Origin of the sequence: Bordetella ansorpii (assembly GCF_900078315.1) — a bacterium.
GTDB classification, from domain to species: domain Bacteria; phylum Pseudomonadota; class Gammaproteobacteria; order Burkholderiales; family Burkholderiaceae_B; genus Bordetella; species Bordetella ansorpii.
This window is the reverse complement of sequence record NZ_FKBS01000029.1, coordinates 242,717-264,807: the sequence shown is the minus strand read 5'-3', so window position 1 is coordinate 264,807 and position 22,091 is coordinate 242,717. Positions and strand designations below refer to the sequence as shown.

Below are 22,091 nucleotides of genomic sequence, written 5' to 3'. Positions count from 1 at the left end.
GCCGGGGATCCGGTGTCCTGCGTTACGCGGGCGCCCAAGGGTCGAGGGGCGGCCGTTTCATGCCTGACGGCAGAAGCAGGCGGCACGCGCGGCGCTCGTTCGTGAGGGCGTGCGGGGCCGTTGAGGCGTCCTGTCAGCCTGCCGGATGCTCGAGCATCGCGCCGGCCTGCCGCAGCAGTCCGGCGTATTCCTGCTGGCGCGGCTCGATGCGCTGCACGGGCCCGCCGATGGACATGGCATAGTGCTCGCCCGACAGGTTCACCGGCCAGGCCACCGCGCCCACGTCGTGGATGGATTCGCCGATGTTGGCGAACCAGCCCCGTTCGAGGGAATGCGCCAGTTCGGCCTCGATCGCTTCCACCGTCACCAGCGTGCGCGCGTTGTAGCGGGTCATGGGCCGGCGCGCCAGCAGCGCCCGGCGGGCCTCGGGCGTCAGGGTCGACAGAAGGGCCTTGCCCAGCGAATTGGCGTGCGCCTCGCGGAATTCCCCGGCCATCGCCACGTAGCGGATGGTGTGCGGCGAATCCAGCACGTCCAGATAGACCACCCGCCCTTCGCCGTCCAGCTTGGCGAACACCACGGTTTCCTGGGTGGCCTCGCGCAGCGCCGACAGGCGCGGATAGACGCGGTCGAGCACCGGATCGGCACGGGCGATGGATTGCGCCATGGCCAGCAGGCGCGACGTGGGGTAGTAGCCCTGGCGCCGCCCGGTTTCATAGAGATAGCCCAGGTCGGTCAGGGTGCGGATCAGCGCCAGGCAACTGGACACCGGCACGTCGGACAGGCGCGCCAGCTCGGAGAGCGACAGCGGCCGTTTCTCGCGCGCGTAGATTTCGATGATTTCTATGACTCGCAGCGCGGTCTTGACGCTCATGGGCGGGGGCGGAAAACAGGCGTGTTCTAAGGGGGCCGCGGCGGGCAGGGCGGATGTGCGGGTATGGTACCCGACACCGGCACGGCCAGGGCCCTTGCAGAACGTCCTGACACAAGGGGCAACACTGCGTGCGTTGTTTGCGTTGCAGCAATTCTCTAGGATGGTCCGTTTCGCCGTCAGACCAGGGACTTTCATGCCGTATCGGAACTTCAATGCCGCCAGATTGCCGGCTTCTGCCTTGTTGTGTCTGCTGGCCAGTGCCGCGCACGCCGATACGGTGTGGTTGAAGAACGGCGACCGCATTTCCGGCACGGTGCGCTCGCTGGATGCCGGCAAGTTGCTCATCAGCACCGAATACGGCGGCGACGTCCGCATCGCGGCGGACAAGATCAAGACCTTGCAGACGGACGGTGATCTGGTGCTGCGCGACCAGACCTTCGGCCGCGAATACCGCGCCAGCCTGGCGCCGGCCAATCCGGGCGCGGTCGCGGTGCGGGGCGTGGTCACGGAAGACGGCGCGTCCGAACCGGTCGACAGCCAACTGCCGCTGTCGTCGCTGGATGGGCTGGTGCGGCCGCGCCCCTTCCTGACCGACGCCATGTGGACGGGGCGCGCGGACATCTCCGCGAACCGCAAGACGGCCTCGACCGAAACGCAGGACTACGCGGTTGCGTTGCAGGCGGGATTGCGCCACGGCCTATGGCGGCACACCCTGAAAGCCAATTACGCGCGCAGCAAGGAAGAGGACAGCGTCAATACCAACAACTACGGCGTCGACTACACGTTGGACCGTTTCCTGTCCAAACAGGCGTTCTGGCAGGGGCGCGTGTTGCATCGGCGCGACTGGGTGGAGGAGCTGAATCGCCAGACGGGCTATGGCACAGGTCCCGGCTATCAGTTCTGGGACGACGAGCGGGGCGCCTTTTCGATGTCGGCACTGTTTGGCCGTATTCACTATGGCTACGACGACGGCAGCAGCGACAACAGCTATGCCGCCAGCCTGCGCTGGGACTACCTGAAGTATTTCAGCGGCAAACAGTACGAGATCTATGCTCGGGGCGAATTGACGCGGCCATTCGGCGGCGCTGCCGAGGTGTCGGTATCGGGTGAAATGGGGGCCAGATACAACCTGAACAACTGGCTGTCACTCTATGCGAAATATGCCCGCAACCAGGTGAGCAGCTCCCGGGAATCCATCAATGAATCCATCTTCGGCACCGGCCTTGGCGTGAGGTGGTAGGACGCAGGAGCAGGGCGGCCCGATGGCCTATCCGCTTTTTTCGCTCAGGCGGTCGACACGCGGGACAAAAATGCCATATAATCAAGGGCTTTTCCGGATTCGTCCGGGGAAACCCAGCACGTCCGGGGAAACCCAGCAGTACCGTAGTTTGCAAAACCCAGAGGTTTTGCAAAACCCACAGAAGTGGCGCGGGTCTACAAGTTTTGCGTTCAGGTATCGGAAGATACGGGCGGGGTTCATCTCCTGCTTGGCACTACCCAGGGCAATCCGGGGTTCGGGCACGATCGCAAGCACCTGTTTGCCATGCAACATCAACACGTCCAAGAATGGAATCATCATGCCCAAGATGAAAACCAAGAAAAGCGCTTCCAAGCGCTTTCAGGTTCGCGGCAGCGGATCGATCAAGCGCGGTCAGGCGTTCAAGCGTCACATCCTGACCAAGAAGACCACCAAGAACAAGCGCCAACTGCGCGGTTCCGCTGCGGTCCACGAAACCAACGTCGCCTCCGTCAAGGCGATGATGCCGTTCGCTTGATAGGAGATCATATATGCCTCGCGTCAAACGCGGCGTAACTGCCCGCGCACGTCACAAGAAAGTCATCAAGGCCGCCAAGGGTTACCGTGGCCGCCGTGGTAACGTTTTCCGTATCGCCAAGCAAGCGGTCATGCGCGCTGGCCAATACGCCTACCGCGATCGCCGCAACAAGAAGCGCACCTTCCGCGCTCTGTGGATCACCCGTATCAACGCCGCCGTGCGTGAACAGGGCCTGAGCTACAGCGTGTTCATCGCCGGTCTGAAGAAGGCCGCGATCGAACTCGACCGCAAGGTCCTGGCCGACCTGGCCGTCCGTGACAAGGCCGGCTTCGCCGCCATTGTCCAGCAAGCCAAGGCCGCTCTGGCCGCCTGATCGCGTATCTATCGCGCATCGCGCTTGCAAACGGGGCTGTCATGGCCCCGTTTGCGTTTTGAAGGCTGTTATACGCCATGACTCAAGAGCTCGACGACCTGGTTTCCCAGGCAGACGAACGTTTCGCCGCTTCGGCCGATGCCGCCTCGCTCGAGAACGCCAAGGCGCGTTTCCTCGGCAAGGAAGGCGCCCTGACGGTGCTTCTGAAAGGCCTGGGCAAGCTCGATCCCGACGCCAAGCGCGAGATGGGCGCTCAAATCAACCAGGCCAAGCAGCGCATCGAAGGGTTGCTCACCGCCCGGCGCGCCGCGCTGGCGCAGGCCGAGCTCGATGCCCGGCTGGCATCCGAGACCATCGACGTCACGCTGCCGGGCCGCGGCAAGGCCGTGGGCGGCATCCACCCGGTCATCCGCACCTGGGAACGCGTCGAAGAGATCTTCCGCTCCATCGGTTTCGACGTGGCCGACGGCCCCGAAGTCGAGAACGACTGGACCAATTTCACGGCGTTGAACAACCCCCTGGACCACCCCGCGCGGTCCATGCAGGACACGTTCTACGTCGACATGCAGGACGCCGACGGCCTGCCGCTGCTGCTGCGCACGCACACCAGCCCCATGCAGGTGCGTTACGCCCGCATGCACGAGCCGCCCATCAAGGTCATCGCCCCGGGCCGCACCTATCGCGTGGACAGCGACGCCACGCACTCGCCGATGTTCCACCAGGTCGAAGGCCTGTGGATCGCCGAGGACATCTCCTTCGCCGACCTGAAGGGCGTGTACACCGACTTCCTGCGCTGCTTCTTCGAAAGCGACGACCTGGTGGTGCGGTTCCGCCCGTCGTTCTTCCCGTTCACCGAGCCCTCGGCCGAGATCGACATGATGTTCACGTCCGGTCCCAACCGTGGCCGCTGGCTGGAAATCTCGGGGTCGGGCCAGGTGCATCCGCAGGTGGTGCGCAACTTCGGGCTGGATCCCGAGCGCTACATCGGCTTTGCATTCGGTTCGGGCCTCGAACGGCTGACCATGCTGCGCTACGGCGTGAACGACCTGCGCCAGTTCTACGAAGGCGACCTGCGCTTCCTGCGCCAATTTAACGAATAGGCCCCCCCCTACGCGCTGCGCGCGCCCCCCAGGGGGCGACACCTACGGACCGGCAGAGCACGGATCCGTGGTGTCCCGGGTTCCTGAGGCTCTTGAGTTGCGTTGGTTGTGGTGCTGACGTTGTTGACTTGAATTTGTCTGGATGGCGCGAAAGCGCCCTGGAAAACTGACATGCAAATCCCCGAATCCTGGCTGCGTTCGCTGGTCAATCCTCCGGTCTCCTCCGATGAGCTGGCGCACCAGCTCACCATGGCCGGCCTCGAAGTCGAAGACGCCGCGCCCGCCGCGCCGCCGTTTTCCGGCGTGGTGGTGGCCCGCATCGCCGAGATCGCCCCGCATCCCGATGCCGACAAGCTGCGCGTCTGTCAGGTCGACGATGGTTCGGGCCAGTTGCTGCAGATCGTCTGCGGCGCGCCCAATGCCGCGGCCGGCATCACCGTGCCGTTGGCGCGCGTGGGCGCCGAATTGCCCGGCGGCATGAAGATCGGCGTGGCGAAGATGCGCGGCGTGCAATCGTCGGGCATGCTGTGCTCGGCCCGCGAACTGGGCCTGTCGCAGGACCACGCCGGCCTGATGCTGCTGCCCGACACACTGACGCCGGGCCAGGACATCCGCCAGGCGCTCGACCTGGACGACACCGTCTTCACGCTCAAGCTCACGCCCAACCGCGCCGACTGTCTGTCCATGATGGGCGTGGCGCGCGAAGTGTCCGCGCTGTCGGGCCTGCCGCTGGCGCTGCCGGCCGTCGAGCCCGTGGCGCCGTCCATCGACGACCGCCTGAAGGTCGACGTGCAGGCGCCGGACCTGTGCGGCCGTTTCGCCGGGCGGGTCATCCGCGGCGTCAACGCCCGCGCGGCCACGCCCGACTGGATGCGCGGCCGCCTCGAGCGCGCCGGCCAGCGTTCCATCTCGGCGCTGGTCGACATCTCGAACTACGTCATGCTCGAGCTGGGCCGTCCCTCGCACGTGTTCGACCTGGACAAGGTGTCCGGCGAACTGACCGTGCGCTGGGGCCGCACCGGCGAATCGCTGGAACTGCTCAACGGCCAGACCATCGCGCTGGACGAGCGCGTCGGCGTCATCACCGCCGGCGACCAGGTCGAAAGCCTGGCGGGCATCATGGGTGGCGAGTCCACGTCCGTCACGCTCGACACCCGGAACATTTACCTCGAGGCCGCCTTCTGGTGGCCCGAGGCCATCGCCGGCCGCGCGCGCCGCTACAAGTTCAGCACCGACGCCAGCCACCGTTTCGAGCGCGGCGTCGATTACGACAGCATTCCCGACCACATCGAGCGCATCACGCGCCTGATCGTCGACATCTGCGGCGGCCAGGCCGGCCCCCTGGACGACCAGATCGTCAACCTGCCCACGCGAGAACCCGTGCGCATGCGCCTGGCGCGCTGCCACCGTGTGCTGGGCGTGGCCGTGGCCGCCGAGGAAGTGGCGCAGATCTTCACGCGCCTGGGCCTGCCGTTCACCCGCGAGGGCGACGACTTCGTGGTGCAGCCGCCCACGTACCGCTTCGACCTGGTCATCGAGGAAGACCTGATCGAGGAAGTGGCACGCATCTACGGTTTCGAGCGCATCCCCAGCGTGCCGCCGATGGCGCGCGCCAAAATGCACGCGCAGCCGGAGACCCGTCCCAGCCTGCACGGCCTGCGCCGCCAGGTGGCCGCGCGCGATTACCAGGAAGTGGTCAACTACAGCTTCGTCGAAGCCGCCTGGGAACAAGACTACGCCGGCAACGAGAATCCCGTGCGCCTGGTCAATCCCATCGCCAGCCACCTGTCGGTGATGCGTTCCAGCCTGATCGCCGGCCTGGTGGCCATCGTCCGCCACAACGCCAACCGCAAGCAGTCGCGCGTACGTCTGTTCGAGCTGGGCCGCGTGTTTCTGCGCGATGCCGCCGCCGCCGATGGCGAGCTGGCCGTCGCCGGCCTCACCCAGCCCCTGAAGCTGGCGGGCGCCGCCTGGGGCCCGGCCGTGGCCGAGCAGTGGGCCGAGCCGGTGCGCCAGGTCGATTTCTACGACGTCAAGATGGACGTCGAGGCGCTGTTCGGCGCGCGCGCCGCTGGCCTGCGTTTCATTGCCGACAGTCATTCCGCGCTGCATCCTGGCCGTGGCGCCCGCATCGAACTCGATGGCCGCGCCATCGGCTGGCTGGGCGAGCTGCATCCGCGCCTGGTGCAGCAGGCCGAACTGGCGCATGCGCCGGTGGTGTTCGAACTGGACGTCGACGCGCTGCAGGCCGGCCGCCTGCCGCAGGTGCGCGAACTGTCGCGCCAGCCCGTGGTGGTGCGCGACCTGGCGCTGTGGGTGGCCGCCGCCACGCCGGCCCAGACGCTGCTCGACACCGTCCTGGCCACCGTGCGCGCCGACGCCCAACTGGCCGTGGTGCAGGACGTACGCCTGTTCGACGTGTGGCGCGAGAAGACGCAGGCCGGCCAGCCCGCGCCGGCCGAGAAAAGCCTTGCCTTCCGTTTCTGGCTACAGGACACTGAGGTCACGCTGGACGAGGCTCGCGTCTCCGACTGCCTGGCACGTATCCGCGATGCGCTGGCCGCCGCTCACGGCGCGCGCCTGCGCGATTGATCATGGGGACCGCTTTGATTGCCGAACCGCGCACACTGACCAAGGCCGAGCTGGCCGAACTGCTCTTCGAGCGGGTCGGCCTGAACAAGCGCGAGGCCAAGGACATCGTCGATACGTTCTTCGAAGAAATCCGTGAGGCGCTGGCGCGCGGCGATGCCGTCAAGCTGTCGGGTTTCGGCAATTTCCAGGTGCGCGACAAACCGCCGCGCCCTGGCCGCAACCCCAAGACGGGCGAAACCATCCCCATCGCGGCGCGCCGCGTGGTCACGTTCCATGCCAGCCAGAAATTGAAGGGCGTGGTCGAGCAAGCCCCGCCCGTGGCCGAATCCGATTCGGATCCGGACGCCTCGGCTTGATGCCTTTCCCCGCTTGCGGCAGTGCCCGGCGCTTTTCTGGCCGTAGTGATACGCTTTGTCGGCAATTGTCATCGATCCCCAAGGAATCAGCGGCATAAAATCCCTCTATGACACGTCCCGAAACCACCGCCGTCGTCCTTCCCCCCATTCCCGCCAAGCGTTACTTCACCATCGGTGAGGTCAGCGACCTGTGCGGCGTCAAGCCGCACGTGCTGCGCTATTGGGAGCAGGAATTCACGCAGCTCAAGCCGGTCAAGCGGCGCGGCAACCGCCGTTACTACCAGCACCATGAAGTGCTGCTTATCCGCAAGATCCGTTCGCTGCTGTACGAGCAGGGCTTCACCATCAGTGGCGCCCGCAACCGCCTGGGCGACGTGCGCGATGCCGCCGTCCACGATCCCGAAGCCGCCGTGCGCCTGAGCGCCGCCGAGATGCAATCGCTGCGCGCTGAACTGGGCGGCATTTCGATGATGCTGGGCGAGGCGCTGGCGCTGGCGGAAAGCCAGCAGACGCCTCGGGGCTGATCGGCGTCATCCGGGCAAGGGCGGTCGTCTACAGACTGCCTGATGTCGCATTCTCGACTTCCCGGCAAAGAGCGGCCATTGACCGTACTGAGTTGCGGGCAATGACGCTACGCATTCAGAAGACATGGAAATCAACGCAGACCCGGCGCTGGTCGCCGCATCATTCGACTTCACCCAGCCCATTGCCCAGCGGTGGGTTGGCCTCAAGGCACGGGCGGGTGATCGTGTCGCTCTCCTGGTCAGATGCGCAAGCGAGGCCATTGTTCAGCGCGATAGCACGGTAGGCGCGCAGCCCTTGGCCTTGGGGCGCATGTGATGTACACCCCGGTCATTGATGTGGCGGCTTTTTTGGGGCTGGTTGCCATCGCGTTGGCCGCTATTGTTACGCTGACAAGGTCGATGTGGCCCCGACGCAGGTTGGTACCTCCCCGGGGGCAGTTCGTGATGGCGATCTCGGATCAGCCGAACGCGATGTCGGCATGGTGCGCAACTTATACACAGGCATCCTTGGTGGAGTTGGAGGCGGCCAAGGTCATCATGGTGATCATGGGGGCCATGTTGGTTGTGTCTACCACCGTTGCATCTGTTTGGCCGGGGGCAACGCTACCAGCGGCGACGATTGTCGTGCTGGCAGTTGGTCAACTGATCGGTGCGTTGCCGCTCGTCGCTCTCACAGAGGCGCACCAGGATCGTTTGGATGGTCTTGCGGCCTCGATGGCATTTCCGCTTGGCGATCAATCTCATCTTCGGTCCATCGCGTTGCCTGCCGTCTCACAAGGAAAAATCGCCCGTGCATGTGTCAACTTGGCTCTTGCGGTGATCTGCTTGTCTGCGGCAGTTCTGGCCATCCAGATTGGCATTGCCACTTCAACGCCTGAGTGTGTCTCTGGCGAAGGGGTAGTGATCTGGCAGGAGATCACTGTCTGCGCAGTGGATCACGAAAAGATCAATGCGCGCGCCAATCGCTGACCCCGTCCATCTGAAGAGGAAAGAAAGCCCTGGGTGGAGCGCGCTAAAGGCGCTGAGAGTTACAACTCACCGTGCGACCGCGGGACTAGCCAGGCTGCTCGAAGATGCGAGCCGGATATCGGCGGCGGATAGAGGGGGCCGGCTCTGAGGAGTCTTCGTCGAAGGTCCGCGGGAGGCGCGCAAAGGCCCGGAAAAAGAACAAGGCCGTTAGTGATTACTATCACTAACGGCCTCGGTATTGCTGGTCGGGACGGCGGGATTCGAACTCGCGACCCCTTGCACCCCATGCAAGTGCGCTACCAGGCTGCGCTACGCCCCGAAAGAAAAAGAGTATAGCGGAAGAAAAAGCCGCTTGTCAAATTGAACCGGCACTTTTTTCTAAAAATCTCAAAAATTCCGGCTTCCGGACTGCGAATCCCGCTGGGCTCGCCGATGCGGCCCTGTTTCCGCCTCAGCAGGATGGAAACACGCGTGGGGCAATTCTTTGCCCGCTGTATCCCACATGTATCAGCCTGGGACGTTGCGTTCATGCACGTCCGCCGCCCCCGCACACCCCGAAAACCCTTGCAGCACAAGGCTTGCGGCCGATCCCCAGTTCTGGGCGACCGTCAATGCGCAGCTCCGCTCAACCGTCTTTCTCTCAGGGGAATCCCTCTCGCGTCATGAATCCGTCAAAAAAATGGTTCTTGTAACCGAGTCCCGAAAAGCCATTCCCGCCACCCGGGGCCGCACGTAGGATGCAGCCATGTCCCCGAAGACGCGCATTCCGGTGCAAGGGGCTCCCCAGCAACCACACGACGAGACGGTGATGACTATGGATCCCTTGTTCATGACGTTCATTCAGTTCCTGGGCTTGTGGCTGGTCTTGATGGCCGGCGTGACGATCCTGGGACCGCGCATCGCGCAACTGATGCGCCAGCGCATGCTGCGTCCGGTGCCGATCCCGATCCGCCAGGGACGTCCGAGCGACCGTTCAATGTCCTGACCCTCGAGCCCGTGGCGCCGTGTTGGCCGCGGGCTTGTCTTTCAAGGCCGGGCCGGGGCGTGCGTGCTATCGTCGGGCTTTCCGTATCCCGCTTTTGGCAACGCACATGACCACCGCCCGCATCCAGCAAGGTGAATTGGCTTACTGGCTCGGCGCCATCTCCACGGCGGAAACCGCCGAGACCCGCGCCGCCGTGGCGCAAGATATCCCGCGGCATGTCGCCGACGCCTTGCAGATCCTGCGTTGCATCGAGCCGGTCGAAGGCGGCTATACCCTGACGGACAAAGGCCGCCTGTCGCTGCGCATGGCGGACCCTGCCGCCATCCATCTGCGGTAAGCGCAAGGCACGGCGCGCACGCCATCGCGAATTGTCGCGCGTAATCCACTGAAATGGGCGTGTAGCCATTTTGTCATCGCGCGATGAACTCCAAGACATCAGCTTTGTCTTATCCTGACAAAAGCGGGGTGTACGCTGCCCGCCAACGTCGCGTGGAACGAGTCACGCGTCTCTATAAGCAACCGACTGGGAGGGCGCCATGCAGCATCATGACCAGGAAGTTCTGATCGACGTTTCCACCGCCGCCATGGACACTGGCGGCTACGGCGTACTGTTGACCGTTACGGCCGAGGGCGGCACCGAAGTCGACGCCGCATTTTCCTACCTCGGGGCCTGCGCATCCCTGGACGAGGCGCGAGAGCGCGCCGAATCCTTCGCGATGGATTGGCTGCAGGAAAACGTCTATCGATGACACTGCGCCGCTAGCCGCGCGCCGCTGGCTGCGGCGTTTCGGGTTATCGTTGCGCCAGCCGCTCGCCGGCCGGGCCCACATGCGGTCAGGCAGGCGGCGTGCTGGTTCTCCGTATCCCGACGATTTCATGCTTCACGCCTTGGCCGACACCGTACGCGCACTGCGCCGACATCTCGATGATGTGATCCTGCCGCAATGGCGGCAGGCGGGCTTCAACGCTGCGCTGGGATTGCCGCACGAGGCGATCTCCCAGGACGGCGTGCCGTTGCCGGATCAGCGTTATCGCGCGATGGCGTGCGCGCGCCAGATCTACGTGCATGCTCGCGCGCCGGGCGACGAGGCCGCTGCCCATGCCGCCGTGCTGTTCGACGGCCTGCTGCGCCACTTCCACGATGCCGCCACGGGCAACTGGCATTTCAGCGTGGATGCCGACGCGCGTCCGCTGGACCGCACCCAGGATCTCTATACCTACGCATTCGTGATCTTCGCCAGCGCGGTGGTTTTCGAGCGCACCCGCGATCCGCGTGCGCGCAGGACCATGCTGGCCACGACGCAGGCGGTGGAGGCGCGCTTTCGCCGTTCCGACGGCGGCTACGATGCCGCGCTGGACGCAACTGGCGTGGCCCTGCGCGGTCCGGAACAGAATCCCGTGATGCATCTGACCGAGGCCTATCAGGCCGCGGCACGCGTGGCCGAGCCGGCCTGGTTTGCCCAGAAGCTGCGCGACATCGCCGACGACGTCGCGGGCCGGCATCTGGATGCGCGCACCCAGTGCATCGCCGAGCTGCCGCTGGGCACGGCAGGCAACCGCGTCGAGCCCGGCCATCAGTTCGAGTGGGTGGCCCTGCTGCATTGCGCGCCGCAGGTCTATGAGGGGCTGAGCCTGACGCTGGCCGTGCCACGGGGCAGCCTGTGGGCGCGCGGACAGGGCGTCGATGCGGCGACCGCCGGGGTATGCGCCGCGCTGGATCCGGCGGGCCCGGTCAGTGACGCCATGCAGCGCATCTGGGCCCAGACCGAATATGCGCGCTATCTGGCGCTGACGGGGGACTACCCGGCGCTCGCTCACCAACTGGAGCAGTTCCGCACGCGTTTCCTGCATGAAACCGGCTGGCGCGAAGTGCTGCACCCCAATGGGGAATTGGCGCGCGCCGACATGCCCGCGACCACCCCTTATCATCTTGCGACGTGTTACGAGGCACTGGAAAACGTGGTCGAAAACCTTGCGAAATAAATCACTTCTCATAGGAGAGTGACGCATTCGTACCACGGCAGGGCGTCCGAATTTGACGAAACCCCTTACAATTCGTTGGTTACACGGAATTGTCGGGGAAAGTCATGAGTGTCATGTGTCCAGCGTGCCGGTCCATTACCGCCGGTCTGTCCGGCGTGTCGCCGCATGGCGAACTGGGTTATCAGGGCTTCACCAGCCCCACGCAGCAAGGCCGCGAGAACAACCGCGTGGAGCACTTCCGTTGCGTACGTTGCGAATCCAAGTGGCTGCGTGAAACCGATCGGTGGGGCTTCGACATGGGTTTTCGCCTGGCCCCCTGATTTCCCCTGGCCGATGGCGCCGGCAAGGAAGCGCATTAACCCTCTTAAGCTTGTGGGTTTTCCCGCCGTTATCGGCTGGTAGCGCCCTTGCATGGCGCGCAAGAAGGGATACCAGCATGTCATCGAAAGTGCTTGATGGTTTCAACGTGGTGGCCTACGCCACGCATCCTCAGGGCGGCATTCCCGCCCGGGCGTTCATCGAAACCAAGGCCGTGGCGGGCGAGGCCGACGCCCAGGTGTTCGAGATTTTCACCTCGCGCCGTTTCCGCAACACGATCGAAGCGATGTCCGCCGCGCGCAATGCGCTGGCGGCCGTGCGGTCGGTCGACCCCGACGGCCTGCCCGACCCCCTGCCGCAGTAGGTCCGCTTCAGGCGCCGTCCGTCGCGCGCGACGATTCCTGCTGGCGTGCCCACAATCCCGCATAGACGCCACCCTGCGCCAGCAGGTCGTGGTGCCGTCCGCGTTCGACGATGCGTCCGTCGCCCATGACCAGGATCTCGTCGGCATCGGCGATGGTGGACAGGCGGTGGGCGATGATCAGCGTGGTGCGGCCGCGGCTGACTTCGCGCAGGTTGGCCTGGATCTCGCGCTCGGTGTGCGTGTCCAGGGCGCTGGTGGCCTCGTCGAACAGGAAGATCGCCGGGTTCTTCAGGATGGTGCGGGCGATGGCCACACGCTGCTTTTCGCCGCCCGACAGCTTCAGGCCGCGTTCACCCACCACGGTCCGGTAGCCGTCGGGCATGGACAGGATGTGCGCGTGGATGTGGGCCAGGCGCGCGGCCTCCTCGATCTCCGCCTCGGTGGCGCCGGGGCGGCCGTAGCCGATGTTGTAGTGGATGGTGTCGTTGAACAGCACGGTGTCCTGCGGCACCACGCCGATGGCCGCCCGCACGCTGGACTGCGTGACCAGGCGGATGTCCTGGCCGTCGATCAGGATGGCGCCCGCATCCACGTCGTAGAAACGGAACACCAGGCGCGCCAGCGTGGATTTGCCCGCGCCCGATGCGCCCACCACGGCCACGGTCTTGCCGGCCGGCACGCTGAAGCTGACGCCTTTCAGGATGGGGCGGCGCGGGTCGTAGCCGAAATGCACGTCGCGGAACTCCAGCGCGGCGCCGTCCACCTTCAGGGGCCGAGCGCCGGGCGCATCGGCCACTTCACGCTGTTGGCCCAGCAGCGTGAACATGCTTTCCATGTCGACCAGCGCCTGCTTGATCTCGCGGTAGATGAAACCGAAGAAATTCAGTGGCTGGTACAGCTGCAGCAGGTAGGTATTGACCAGCACGAAGTCGCCCAGCGTGTGCCGGCCATCGGCGATGCCCTGGGCGGCCATCGCCATCACCACGGTCAGGCCGATCGAGATGATGAGCGCCTGGCCGACGTTCAGGATGGACAGGCTGACCTGGCTGCGCACGGCGGCGCGCTCGTAGCGCTGCAGCGAGGCGTCGAAGCGGGCGGCTTCGTGGGCCTCGTTGCCGAAGTACTTCACGGTCTCGTAGTTCAGCAGGCTCTCGATGGCCTTGGTGTTGGCCTCGGAGTCGGTGTCGTTCATCTGGCGGCGGAACTTGGTGCGCCATTCGGTGACCGCCAGCGTGTAAGCCAGGTACAGCGTGACCGTGCCGGCGGTGGCCAGGGCCAGCCAGATGTCGAACATCCGCCACAGGATCACGCAGACCAGCGCGATCTGGAAGAAGGTGGGCAGGATGCTGAACAAAAGGTAGGACAGCAGTGTCTGGATGCCCTTGGTGCCGCGCTCGATGGCGCGCGTCAGGCCGCCCGTCTGGCGCGCCAGGTGAAAGCGCAGCGCCAGCGCGTGCAGATGCTGGAAGACCTGCAGCGCGACCGCGCGGATGGCGTGCTGGCCGACCTTGGCGAAGATGGCGTCGCGCAATTCGGAGAACAGCAGCGACAGCACCCGGGCCGCGCCATAGCCCAGGATGATGCCCAGCGGCACCGTGATCAGCCCATTGGGCTGCGGGCCGCCCAGGTGGTCGACGGCGTGCTTGTACAGGATGGGCACGTAGGCCTGGGCGATCTGCGCGCCCAGCAGGGCGAGCACGGCCGCCACGACGCGCCAGCGCAGGTCCTTGCGGCCCTTGGGCCACAGATAGGGCAGCAGGGGTTTCAGGGTGGCGAGGCGGCCTTGCGGGGCGGAATTGTCGGATTTGCTCATGACTGTTTCAAGGGGCGTGACAAGCCCGTGAGGCCGATGCGGCACGCATTATGCTATACAGGCCTGTCATCCTGCCGGATGGCGCCATCATCCGATGACGCCGTCCCGCATGGCATTCATCAGACTCTCGCGCAGAACGTCCGGGCCGGCAATGAGCGCTCTTGCGGCCCTGGCGCCGTTCTCGATGCGGCAACACGATTTTCAGGGAGGTTGTATGGCGCAAGTCCCCGTATTCAAGTTGAACGATGGCAACGCGATGCCCCAGTTGGGGTTCGGCGTCTGGCAGGTGCCGAACGACCAGGCCAGCGCTGCCGTCCAGGAGGCCCTGGCGGCGGGCTACCGCTCGATCGACACCGCGGCCATCTACGGCAACGAACCGGGCGTGGGCGAGGGGCTGCGCGCCGCGCGCGTGGGCCGCAAAGACCTGTTCGTCACCACCAAGCTGTGGAACGACAAGCACGGCTACGACGACGCGCAGCGCGCGATGGACGAAAGCCTGCAGAAGCTCGGCCTGGCTTACGTCGACTTGTACCTGATCCACTGGCCGGTTGCCGGCAGCGACCGTTTCGTCGATGCCTGGCGCGCCATGGTGGCCATGAAGGAAGACGGCCGCGCGCGTTCGATCGGCGTGTCCAACTTCACGAAGGCCAATCTGCAGCGCCTGATCGACGAAACCGGCGTGGTGCCCGCCGTGAACCAGATCGAGCTGCATCCTGGCTTCAACCAGCGCGAACTGCGCGCCTTCCACGCCGAGCACGGCATCGCTACCGAGTCCTGGAGTCCGCTGGGCCAGGGCGGCACGCTGCACGACGAGACCATCGCCGGCATCGCGCGCAAGCATGGCAAGACGCCCGCCCAGGTCACGCTGCGCTGGCACGTGCAGAACGGCCTGATCGCGATTCCGAAGTCGGTGACGCCGGAACGCATCCGCGCCAATCTCGACGTGTTCGGTTTCGAGCTGTCGGCCGATGAGATGGCTGCCATCGACGGCATTCCCGACAGCGGCCGCCTGGGGCCGGATCCGGAAAGCTTCAAGTAAAGCGTCGGGCCGTAAAGACATCGCCGCCCACGGAACCGCTCGAAGCGGTCTCGTGGGCGGCGATGTGTTTTGGGCGTACGCCGGGTGGTCGTGGGCAGGCTTATTCGCGTTCGCGGCGCACCGGACGCAGCCAGTAGCGGGCGATCACCACCAGCAGCCAGGCCAGCGACAGCCACGAGGCCCAGTGCCAGATGCCGGTGCCCAGCAGGGCGGCCAAGAGGCCGAAGGTGCTGAGAATGCCCAACAGGATGGGCATGCCCCACACGAACATGAAATGCGAGCGCGCGGCGGTCATGCCGGGCTCCGTTGCGGTTGCGCGGCGGCCTGGTGGCGGCGCACCAGCTCGGCGATACGGGCATCGGTGGCCTTGCGGCGTGCCAGCCACAGGTACAGTCCGCTGCCCAGCACGACGATGGTGATCAGGTCGAGCAGGGCCCAGAGGATCTTCAGGGGCATGCCGGCGTAGTCGCCGAAGTGCAGCGGACGGGAAAGTTCCAGCGCCGTCAGGTACCAGGGCATCTGCGCGACCTTGGTCAGGTCGCCGGTGACGGCATCGACCAGGACCGGGGTGTTGAGCTTGGACGTCAGGGGCGTGCTGCCGCGCAGCCAGACCAGGTAATGGTGCGGACTGCCGTAGGCGTTGCCGGGGAACACGACGCTGGTCAGTTCGCGGCCGGGCACGGCCTTCAGGGCCGTGTCGGCGGCGGCCTGTGGCGAGGCCAGCTCGGTCGGCACGGGCTTGCCCTGGTACGGTTCGAGCAGTGGCGGCAGTTCGGACGACTGCCACAGCGCGAACATGGGCGTGGACAGTTCGTTGATGACGCCGGTGACGCCCACCACCATACCCCACACCAGCGTGACGATGCCCAGCAGGTTGTGCAGGTCCAGCCACTTGACGCGGTTGGAGCGCCCGGCGCGCACGGTGCCGAAATCCAGCTTCTTCATGAAGGGGCCGTACAGCACGACGCCCGACACGATGGCCACGACGAACAGCAGGCCCATGAAGCCCAGGAACAGTTCGCCGGCCAGGCCCGCGTACAGGTCGGTGTGCAGCGCCAGCATGATGCCCATGAAGCTGAACTTGTCCTCGGCATACAGCGGGCCGTCTTCGAGCACGTCGGCGGTGCGGGCGTCCAGTTGCACGGCGTGGCCCTGGGCGACGCCGTCGCCCAGCTTGGGCGTCATGCCGACGTAGACCTTCGGGTCGTGGTCGTCCATGTAGACGTAGTCCACGAATTCCTTGGGATACAGGGACTTGGCGCGGGCGACGTAGCTATCGACGGAGGCGTTCGGCGTGCCCGCTGGCAGTTCCGCGACAGGCTTGCCGTCGCTGAGCAGGTCTTCGATCTCGTGGTGGAAGACCAGCGGCAAGCCGGTGATACAGATGATCAACAGGAAGACGGTGCAGACCAGGCTGGTCCACTTGTGAACCAGATACCAGGTCTTGATCTTGGAGGCGGTGCTCATGGGACGGCCTTGCAGGCGAGGGGGCGCGAAAAATAGCAAGAATAATAGTTATTCTCAGCCCAGCGCGCAAATGCTGACGGGAAGCTGATCCGCTTCCCGCTGGGGTATTTCAGGCCAGCCTTGGCGGCTGTTGCACAAGGCCTACAGCGGCTGGGGCGATAGTGAACCGGCCGTGTCGACGGGGCGGGTGCGCATGGCGCCGTCGGGCAAGCGGGCGGGCCCCGAGGCCGACAGGGATGTGGCGGGCGTACCGGCGACGGGCATCGCCGATCCGGCGGCCGCCGTGGCGTTCACCGGGAAGCGCATCTCGGGCGTGCCCAGGTCGGCGCTGGGCACCGGAATGGGCGGAATCGGCACGCGGTCGCCCGACGACGAGGAGGGTTGGCCGGGTTGCGCCGGCGGCACCTGGTAGCCCGGCTGGTTCGGCACCTGGTATTGCGGCTGGCCGGGTTGCTGCGCGGGCTGCTGGCCCGGCTGCAGGACGCGGCTGGGCGAGTCGTCGCTGGGGCGGTAGTTGTTCAGGAAGTCCTGCAACTGGTCGCCCGTGGAGAGGTCCACGGCGGCGACCGCCTGCCCCGGCGGGAACTCGGAGAAGTAGTAGTCGCCGTCGGCCACGATCAGGCCCTGCGGGCGCGGCGCCTGCGGCGATTGCGGGATGCCCTTGAGCGCCGGTTGCGAATAGTCGAGCCAGGTCGACAGGGCCAGGCCGCTGCCGAACTCGTTGGTGCCCAGCGAGCGCGGCTGGTCGAAGCCCATCCATACGGTGGTGGCCAGCTTGGGCGTGTAGCCCGAGAACCAGACGTCGACCGCGCCGTTGGTGGTGCCGGTCTTGCCGCCCACGTCGTTGCGGCCCAGCACCTTGTGCGCACGCGCGCTGGTGCCCTGCACGGTGGCGCCGCGCAGGATGTCGTCCATGACCCAGGCGGTGCGCGGGTCGATGGCGCGCACGGTCTCGTCGCCGGCCTGCGGCGGTTGCGCTTGCATCAGCACCTTGCCCGCGCGGTCGGTGACGTGGTCGATCAGGTAGGGCGTGACGCGGAAGCCGCCGTTGGCGAACACCGAGTAGGCGCTGGCGACCTGCAGCGGCGTGGCGCTGCCCGCGCCCAGCGCCATCGGCAGCACGGCGGGCCAACGGTCTTTCTCGAAGCCGAAGCGCGTCAGGTATTGCTGGCCATACTGCGGGGTGATGGCCTGCAGGATGCGGATCGACACCATGTTCTTGGACTTGTACAGGCCCTGGCGCAGCGTCAGCATGGGTTCGTAGCGGTCGCCGTCGTTCTTGGGGCTCCAGTCGCGCGAGCCGGTCTGCGCGGCGCTCAGGAAGAACGGTTGGTCGGAGATCTGCGTGCCGGGCGTCATGCCGCGCTCCAGCGCGGCGGCGTAGATGAACGGCTTGATGTTCGAGCCCGGCTGGCGCCAGGCCTGCACCACGCGATTGAAGGAGCCGCGATAGAAATCGAAGCCGCCGATCATGGCGCGGATGGCGCCGTCCTGCGGGGCCAGGGAGACCAGCGCGGCCTGCAGGGCCGGCATGTTGATGACTTCCCAGTTGTCGCCGTTCTTGCGCACGTAGACCACCGAGCCGCGCTTGATGCGCACCTCGGGCTTGGCGCGGTCGCCCAGCGCGCGGGCCACCACGGCCAGCGCCTTCTTGTCGTCGATGGTGATGATCTGGCGGGCGCTGCGCGCCACCTTGATCTCGGTCGGACTGGCCGACAGCACCACGCCGGACAGCAGGTCGTCGCTGTCGGGGGCGTTTTCCTGCACGCCATCGAGCACTTCGTCCAGGGCGGCGCTGTCGCTCTCGATGCCGTCGGGCAGTTCGATCTGGTCTTCGGGGCCGGGGTAGGGCGCGCGGCGCGTGTAGTCGAGCACGCCGTCGCGCACGGCCTGGTAGGCGGCCTGCTGGTCTTTCGAGTCGATCGTCGTGTAGACGTCGATGCCCTGCGTGTAGGCGTTTTCCTGGAAGACGCCGTACATCAGCTGGCGCACCATCTCGGCGGGGTATTCGCCGTGCACCGAGAAACCGCGCGCCGGGCCGCCTTCGGAGCCGCGCACCACCAGCGGCTGCGCCATCGCTTCCTGCACCTGCTCGGGCGTGAGCTTGCCCAGCGCCTGCATGCGGGCCAGCACGTAGTGCTGGCGGGTGCGGGCGCGCTCGAGGTTGGTGATGGGGTTGGCGCGCGACGGCGCCTTCGGAATGCCGGCCAGCACGGCGGCTTCGGCCGGCGTGATCTCGGACAGCGGCTTGCCGAAGTAGGTGCGCGAGGCGGCCGCGAAGCCGTAGGCGCGGTGCCCCAGGTAGATCTGGTTCATGTACAGCTCGAGGATCTGGTCCTTCGAGAGCTGCGATTCGATCTTGAACGTGAGCAGCAGTTCGTAGAACTTGCGCGAGTACGTCTTATCGGACGACAGGTAGAAGTTGCGCGCCACCTGCATGGTGATGGTGCTGGCGCCCTGCGACTTGCGCATGTTGACCAGATTGGTCAGGCCCGCGCGGATGACGCCGGTCCAGTCGATGCCGCCGTGCTGGTAGAAGCGGTCGTCCTCGGCGGCGAGGATCGCGTCCTTCATCACCTGCGGGATTTCGTCGAAGCGCAGCACGTTGCGGTGTTCTTCGCCGAACTCGCCGATGAGGACTTTATCGGCGGTGTAGACCCGCAGGGGCACACGCGGCCGGTAATCGGTCATCGCGTGCAGTTCGGGCAGGTTGGGCCAGGTCAGCCCGATGGCCAGGCCGCCCAGCAGGACGCCGCACAGGCCCAGTCCGGCGACGGCGACGCCGGCCTTGATGAGCAGGCCGCGCAGCCGGGTGCGCCGGGATTCTTTTGAGGTTTCGGAATTCTTCATTGCAGGCGATTTTAGGGGAGACTTCCCCTGGCCGGAGATAGACATCGTCACGGCGATAAGGTTTCCGTAACTAAATTTGGCTGGGTTGCGGGTCGATCGCAGATTTGAGGGGAGTTGGTGGCGAATCTGGTTCTTTAGGCGCGGGGTGCGTACCTGCGAAGTCTCGTCCTCGCACTTTCGTGCTCCGGGCGCGACTTCTCCGGCACGCACCCCGCTCCCAGTATCTTTATGCGTCGATCAAAACCCGTTCTGTTGCCGCGTTTACGCAGTTCCGCAGCGAATGGGGCACGATCGGCATGTCGCGCGGCAGTGTGCGCTTTGTTGCGATGTCATCGCGCAACGTGGGGCGGAGAGTGTCTCAATAATGGGAAATCGTGCCATTCCGAGCAGCGTAGAACACTCGTTCAGTGGCGATCGGCATCAACGATGCGGCGGCCTGTAAGGCGTGATGATGTGTTCAGTATCCAGACAGTTTTAGCGGGAGCGTGTTGTCTTGCGACCGTGGTCTGTCGTTGCCGTGAGCCAGGGGCATGACGGAGAACTTGCGCCCGCAGCGCGAGAGCGCGAGGACGTAAGTACGCAGTCATGCCCCTGGCGCCAGAAGAACACTGAAAACGTCCCAGGCGCCCACCCATCAGACGCAAAAAAGCCGGGCATCCTTCACAGGACAACCCGGCCGATGAGATAAGCAGGAAGCCTGAAATCAGGGCTTCAAATGCTCGGTGAAGAACTTTTCCATCGCCGCATAGAACTCGAACTTGTTCTCGTCGTTGTGGAAGCCGTGGCCCTCGTTTTCCTTCACCATGTACTCGACTTCGACGCCCCGTTTCCGTAAGGCTTCCACCACCTGGTCGCTTTCGGCCTTGTTCACGCGCGGGTCTTTCGCGCCCTGGGCGATGAACAGCGGCGTGGTGATGCGGTCCACGTGCAGCGCCGGCGACGTAGCCGTCAGGCGGTCGCGGTCGCGTTCCGGGTCGCCCACCATGTCGTGCATCTTGTCCAGCAGGGGCTTCCAGTAGGGCGGGATCGTGTTCATGAAGGTGAACAGGTTCGACACGCCCACGTAGTCCACGGCCGCCGCGTACAGGTCGGGCGTGAACGTGACGCCGGCCAGCGTGGCGTAGCCGCCGTAGCTGCCGCCGTAGATGCCCACGCGCTCGGGATCGGCGATGCCCTGGTCGATCAGCCACTTCACGCCGTCGGTGATGTCGTCCTGCATCTTCAGGCCCCACTGGCCGAAGCCGGCTTCCCAGAACTTGCGCCCGTAGCCGGTGGAACCGCGGAAGTTCATCTGCAGCACGCAGAAGCCGCGGTTGGCCAGGAACTGGGCCTCGGCGTTGTAGCCCCAGCCGTCGCGCGCCCACGGGCCGCCGTGCGGGTTGACGATGCACGCCAGGTTGCGCGGATCGCGGCCCACGGGCAGGGTCAGGTAGCCGTGGATGGTCAGGCCGTCGCGGCTGGTGTAGCTGATCGGCTTGACTTGCGCCATGTCCTTTTCAGGCAAGGCGGGGTTGATGTCGGCCAGCTTGTGCAGCGTGTCGGCGCGCTGGCTGTACAGGTAGCGCGAGCCGGGCGTGCGGTCGTTGTAGGCGGCCACGATGAAGGTGTCTTCCTCGCGGTTCCAGCCCTGGATCGCCAGGTCGTAGCCCGGCAGCAGCTTGCCCAGGCGGCCGTACAGGTCTTCCGTCTGCTTGTCGAAGAAGTGATAGCGCGGCTTGTCGGTCTGGTAGGCCGCCATCGTCAGCACGCGGCGCTTGCGCGAGTAGCCGGCGGCGTCCAGGTCGACCTGCTCGGGCTCGTAGACCAGGTCTTCCTGCTCGGGCTTGGCGGGATCGAGCACCGCCAGCGCCAGGCGGTCGCGGCCGCGGTTGCTCAGCACGTACAGCTTGCGGTCGTCGAAGGTGAACAGGGCGGGGCTGACGCTGGTGCGGTAGTCGGTGGTGACCAGGGGACGGAATTCGGATTTCTCGTCGTCGCGGTACAGCAGCGTGGTGTTCAGGCCGTCGCTGGTGACGGCGGCGCGCACGCGGCCGGCGTGGTCGGTCTGCCAGCCCACGACGTTGCCGGGGTTCTGGGCGACCAGGTCGGCGCGGCCCGTGCGCACGTCGACGCGGTAGACGTCGAAGACTTCGGGATCGCGGTGGTTGTGGCTGATCAGGACGTGGTCGGGATCATCGGGCAGGTCGTCCTCGATGTGGGCGCGGGCGCCTTCGAAGGGCGTCAGGTCGGTGATGGCGCCGGATTTGGCGTTGACGGCCAGCACGTGGAAGTTCTCGTCGCCGCCGAAGTCTTTCTGGAACAGCACGATGTCCGAGCCTTTCCAGAAGAAGTTGCTGATGTCGCGCTCGGTTTCGGCAGTGAGGCGGCGCGGTTCACCGGTGGGCTTGCCGTCGCGCAGTTCCTGCACGTGGATGTTCATGCGGGCCGGATGGCCCTCGATGGCCACGGGCTGCATGAAGCCCAGCGTGGCGCCGTCGTCGGCCAGGCGGAAGAAACCGCGTTCGGGATTGCGGAAGAAGTCCTGCAGGGGATAGAGGCGCGGCGGTTGGGCGGCGGCGCCGGCGGATGCGGCGGTCAGGCTGGCAGCCAGCAGGGTGCGCAGCAGCGTGAGTTTCAGCAAGGGGACATCTCCGTGGGTCGCGGACGGCGCGAGGGCGGGTCTTGCGCGGCGTCGTGCCTGGGCTCGCGGGCGCCGCGCCGTCCTGGGAA

At 65.8% G+C, this 22,091-nt stretch carries 21 protein-coding genes and 1 tRNA gene; 15 read left to right on the top strand and 7 right to left on the bottom strand.

Going from position 1 to position 22,091, the window contains the following annotated elements:
* Window positions 1-133 precede the first annotated feature (133 nt).
* Window positions 134-874: an IclR family transcriptional regulator gene (locus tag A7W11_RS22950; protein ID WP_066419769.1), complete on the bottom strand. Its 741-nt coding sequence runs from the start codon at window positions 872-874 to the stop codon at window positions 134-136.
* On the opposite strand from A7W11_RS22950, the gene A7W11_RS22945 reads away from it, so the two are divergent.
* The 8 genes from A7W11_RS22945 (at window position 873) to A7W11_RS22905 (ending at window position 8,563) form a co-directional block, all read left to right on the top strand.
* Window positions 873-2,114 (top strand): DUF481 domain-containing protein, encoded by a 1,242-nt coding sequence (locus A7W11_RS22945; RefSeq protein ID WP_235816985.1) that lies wholly within the window; start codon window positions 873-875, stop codon window positions 2,112-2,114. The two genes, A7W11_RS22950 and A7W11_RS22945, sit on opposite strands and share 2 nt — an antisense overlap.
* Before the next feature lie 337 nt (window positions 2,115-2,451).
* A complete protein-coding gene (gene rpmI / locus A7W11_RS22940) occupies window positions 2,452-2,649 on the top strand; it encodes a 50S ribosomal protein L35 (protein ID WP_012249552.1) in 198 nt (65 codons plus the stop codon).
* A 13-nt stretch (window positions 2,650-2,662) separates the two neighbouring features.
* Complete coding sequence (gene rplT, locus A7W11_RS22935; RefSeq protein ID WP_066133896.1) at window positions 2,663-3,022, top strand: 50S ribosomal protein L20; 360 nt, start codon at window positions 2,663-2,665, stop codon at window positions 3,020-3,022.
* A gap of 77 nt (window positions 3,023-3,099) precedes the next feature.
* Window positions 3,100-4,122, top strand: coding sequence for a phenylalanine--tRNA ligase subunit alpha (gene pheS / locus A7W11_RS22930; protein WP_066419764.1), 1,023 nt, complete (start codon window positions 3,100-3,102; stop codon window positions 4,120-4,122).
* A 171-nt stretch (window positions 4,123-4,293) separates the two neighbouring features.
* Window positions 4,294-6,714, top strand: a complete 2,421-nt coding sequence (gene pheT / locus A7W11_RS22925) for a phenylalanine--tRNA ligase subunit beta (RefSeq protein WP_066419763.1) — start codon at window positions 4,294-4,296, stop codon at window positions 6,712-6,714.
* A 2-nt stretch (window positions 6,715-6,716) separates the two neighbouring features.
* Window positions 6,717-7,070 carry an integration host factor subunit alpha gene (locus tag A7W11_RS22920; protein ID WP_066419762.1) on the top strand — a complete coding sequence of 118 codons (354 nt, stop codon included), beginning with the start codon at window positions 6,717-6,719 and terminating at the stop codon, window positions 7,068-7,070.
* A gap of 107 nt (window positions 7,071-7,177) precedes the next feature.
* A complete protein-coding gene (locus tag A7W11_RS22915) occupies window positions 7,178-7,594 on the top strand; it encodes a MerR family transcriptional regulator (protein ID WP_066419761.1) in 417 nt (138 codons plus the stop codon).
* Window positions 7,595-7,909: 315 nt separating this feature from the next.
* On the top strand, window positions 7,910-8,563 hold the full coding sequence (locus A7W11_RS22905) for a hypothetical protein (RefSeq protein ID WP_066419754.1): 654 nt from the start codon (window positions 7,910-7,912) through the stop codon (window positions 8,561-8,563).
* 242 nt (window positions 8,564-8,805) lie between these two features.
* Here the strand turns inward: A7W11_RS22905 and A7W11_RS22900 are convergent.
* Window positions 8,806-8,882 (bottom strand) — tRNA-Pro (locus tag A7W11_RS22900).
* Between the two features lie 426 nt (window positions 8,883-9,308).
* On the opposite strand from A7W11_RS22900, the gene A7W11_RS28160 reads away from it, so the two are divergent.
* The 6 genes from A7W11_RS28160 to A7W11_RS22875 all read left to right on the top strand — a co-directional run bounded on the left by A7W11_RS28160 (window position 9,309) and on the right by A7W11_RS22875 (window position 12,213).
* Window positions 9,309-9,548, top strand: coding sequence for a hypothetical protein (locus A7W11_RS28160; protein ID WP_156523209.1), 240 nt, complete (start codon window positions 9,309-9,311; stop codon window positions 9,546-9,548).
* Between the two features lie 106 nt (window positions 9,549-9,654).
* Window positions 9,655-9,885, top strand: coding sequence for a hypothetical protein (locus A7W11_RS22895; RefSeq protein WP_066419752.1), 231 nt, complete (start codon window positions 9,655-9,657; stop codon window positions 9,883-9,885).
* Between the two features lie 199 nt (window positions 9,886-10,084).
* Entirely contained in the window at window positions 10,085-10,297 is a 213-nt protein-coding gene (locus A7W11_RS22890) for a hypothetical protein (RefSeq protein ID WP_066133917.1), read from the top strand.
* A gap of 127 nt (window positions 10,298-10,424) precedes the next feature.
* A complete protein-coding gene (locus A7W11_RS22885; RefSeq protein ID WP_066419748.1) occupies window positions 10,425-11,531 on the top strand; it encodes an AGE family epimerase/isomerase in 1,107 nt (368 codons plus the stop codon).
* Between the two features lie 104 nt (window positions 11,532-11,635).
* Window positions 11,636-11,851, top strand: a complete 216-nt coding sequence (locus A7W11_RS22880) for a hypothetical protein (protein ID WP_066133921.1) — start codon at window positions 11,636-11,638, stop codon at window positions 11,849-11,851.
* 116 nt (window positions 11,852-11,967) lie between these two features.
* Window positions 11,968-12,213: a hypothetical protein gene (locus A7W11_RS22875; RefSeq protein WP_066419746.1), complete on the top strand. Its 246-nt coding sequence runs from the start codon at window positions 11,968-11,970 to the stop codon at window positions 12,211-12,213.
* A gap of 7 nt (window positions 12,214-12,220) precedes the next feature.
* Here the strand turns inward: A7W11_RS22875 and A7W11_RS22870 are convergent, their stop codons facing one another.
* Complete coding sequence (locus tag A7W11_RS22870) at window positions 12,221-14,026, bottom strand: ABCB family ABC transporter ATP-binding protein/permease (protein ID WP_066419744.1); 1,806 nt, start codon at window positions 14,024-14,026, stop codon at window positions 12,221-12,223.
* A 214-nt stretch (window positions 14,027-14,240) separates the two neighbouring features.
* On the opposite strand from A7W11_RS22870, the gene A7W11_RS22865 reads away from it, so the two are divergent.
* The gene (locus A7W11_RS22865; protein ID WP_066419742.1) at window positions 14,241-15,065 is read left to right on the top strand and encodes an aldo/keto reductase; all 825 of its coding nucleotides are present in this window, start codon (window positions 14,241-14,243) and stop codon (window positions 15,063-15,065) included.
* Between the two features lie 100 nt (window positions 15,066-15,165).
* On the opposite strand, the gene A7W11_RS22860 is transcribed toward A7W11_RS22865, so the two are convergent.
* From A7W11_RS22860 to A7W11_RS22845, 4 genes are all read right to left on the bottom strand, one after another.
* Entirely contained in the window at window positions 15,166-15,360 is a 195-nt protein-coding gene (locus A7W11_RS22860) for a hypothetical protein (protein ID WP_066419739.1), read from the bottom strand.
* Window positions 15,357-16,532: a PepSY-associated TM helix domain-containing protein gene (locus A7W11_RS22855; protein WP_066419737.1), complete on the bottom strand. Its 1,176-nt coding sequence runs from the start codon at window positions 16,530-16,532 to the stop codon at window positions 15,357-15,359. The genes A7W11_RS22860 and A7W11_RS22855 overlap by 4 nt, the downstream gene beginning before the upstream one ends.
* Window positions 16,533-16,673: 141 nt before the next feature.
* Window positions 16,674-19,382: a penicillin-binding protein 1A gene (locus tag A7W11_RS22850; RefSeq protein WP_066419735.1), complete on the bottom strand. Its 2,709-nt coding sequence runs from the start codon at window positions 19,380-19,382 to the stop codon at window positions 16,674-16,676.
* A 703-nt stretch (window positions 19,383-20,085) separates the two neighbouring features.
* Window positions 20,086-21,999: a S9 family peptidase gene (locus A7W11_RS22845; RefSeq protein ID WP_066421626.1), complete on the bottom strand. Its 1,914-nt coding sequence runs from the start codon at window positions 21,997-21,999 to the stop codon at window positions 20,086-20,088.
* Between the last annotated feature and the right edge of the window lie 92 nt (window positions 22,000-22,091).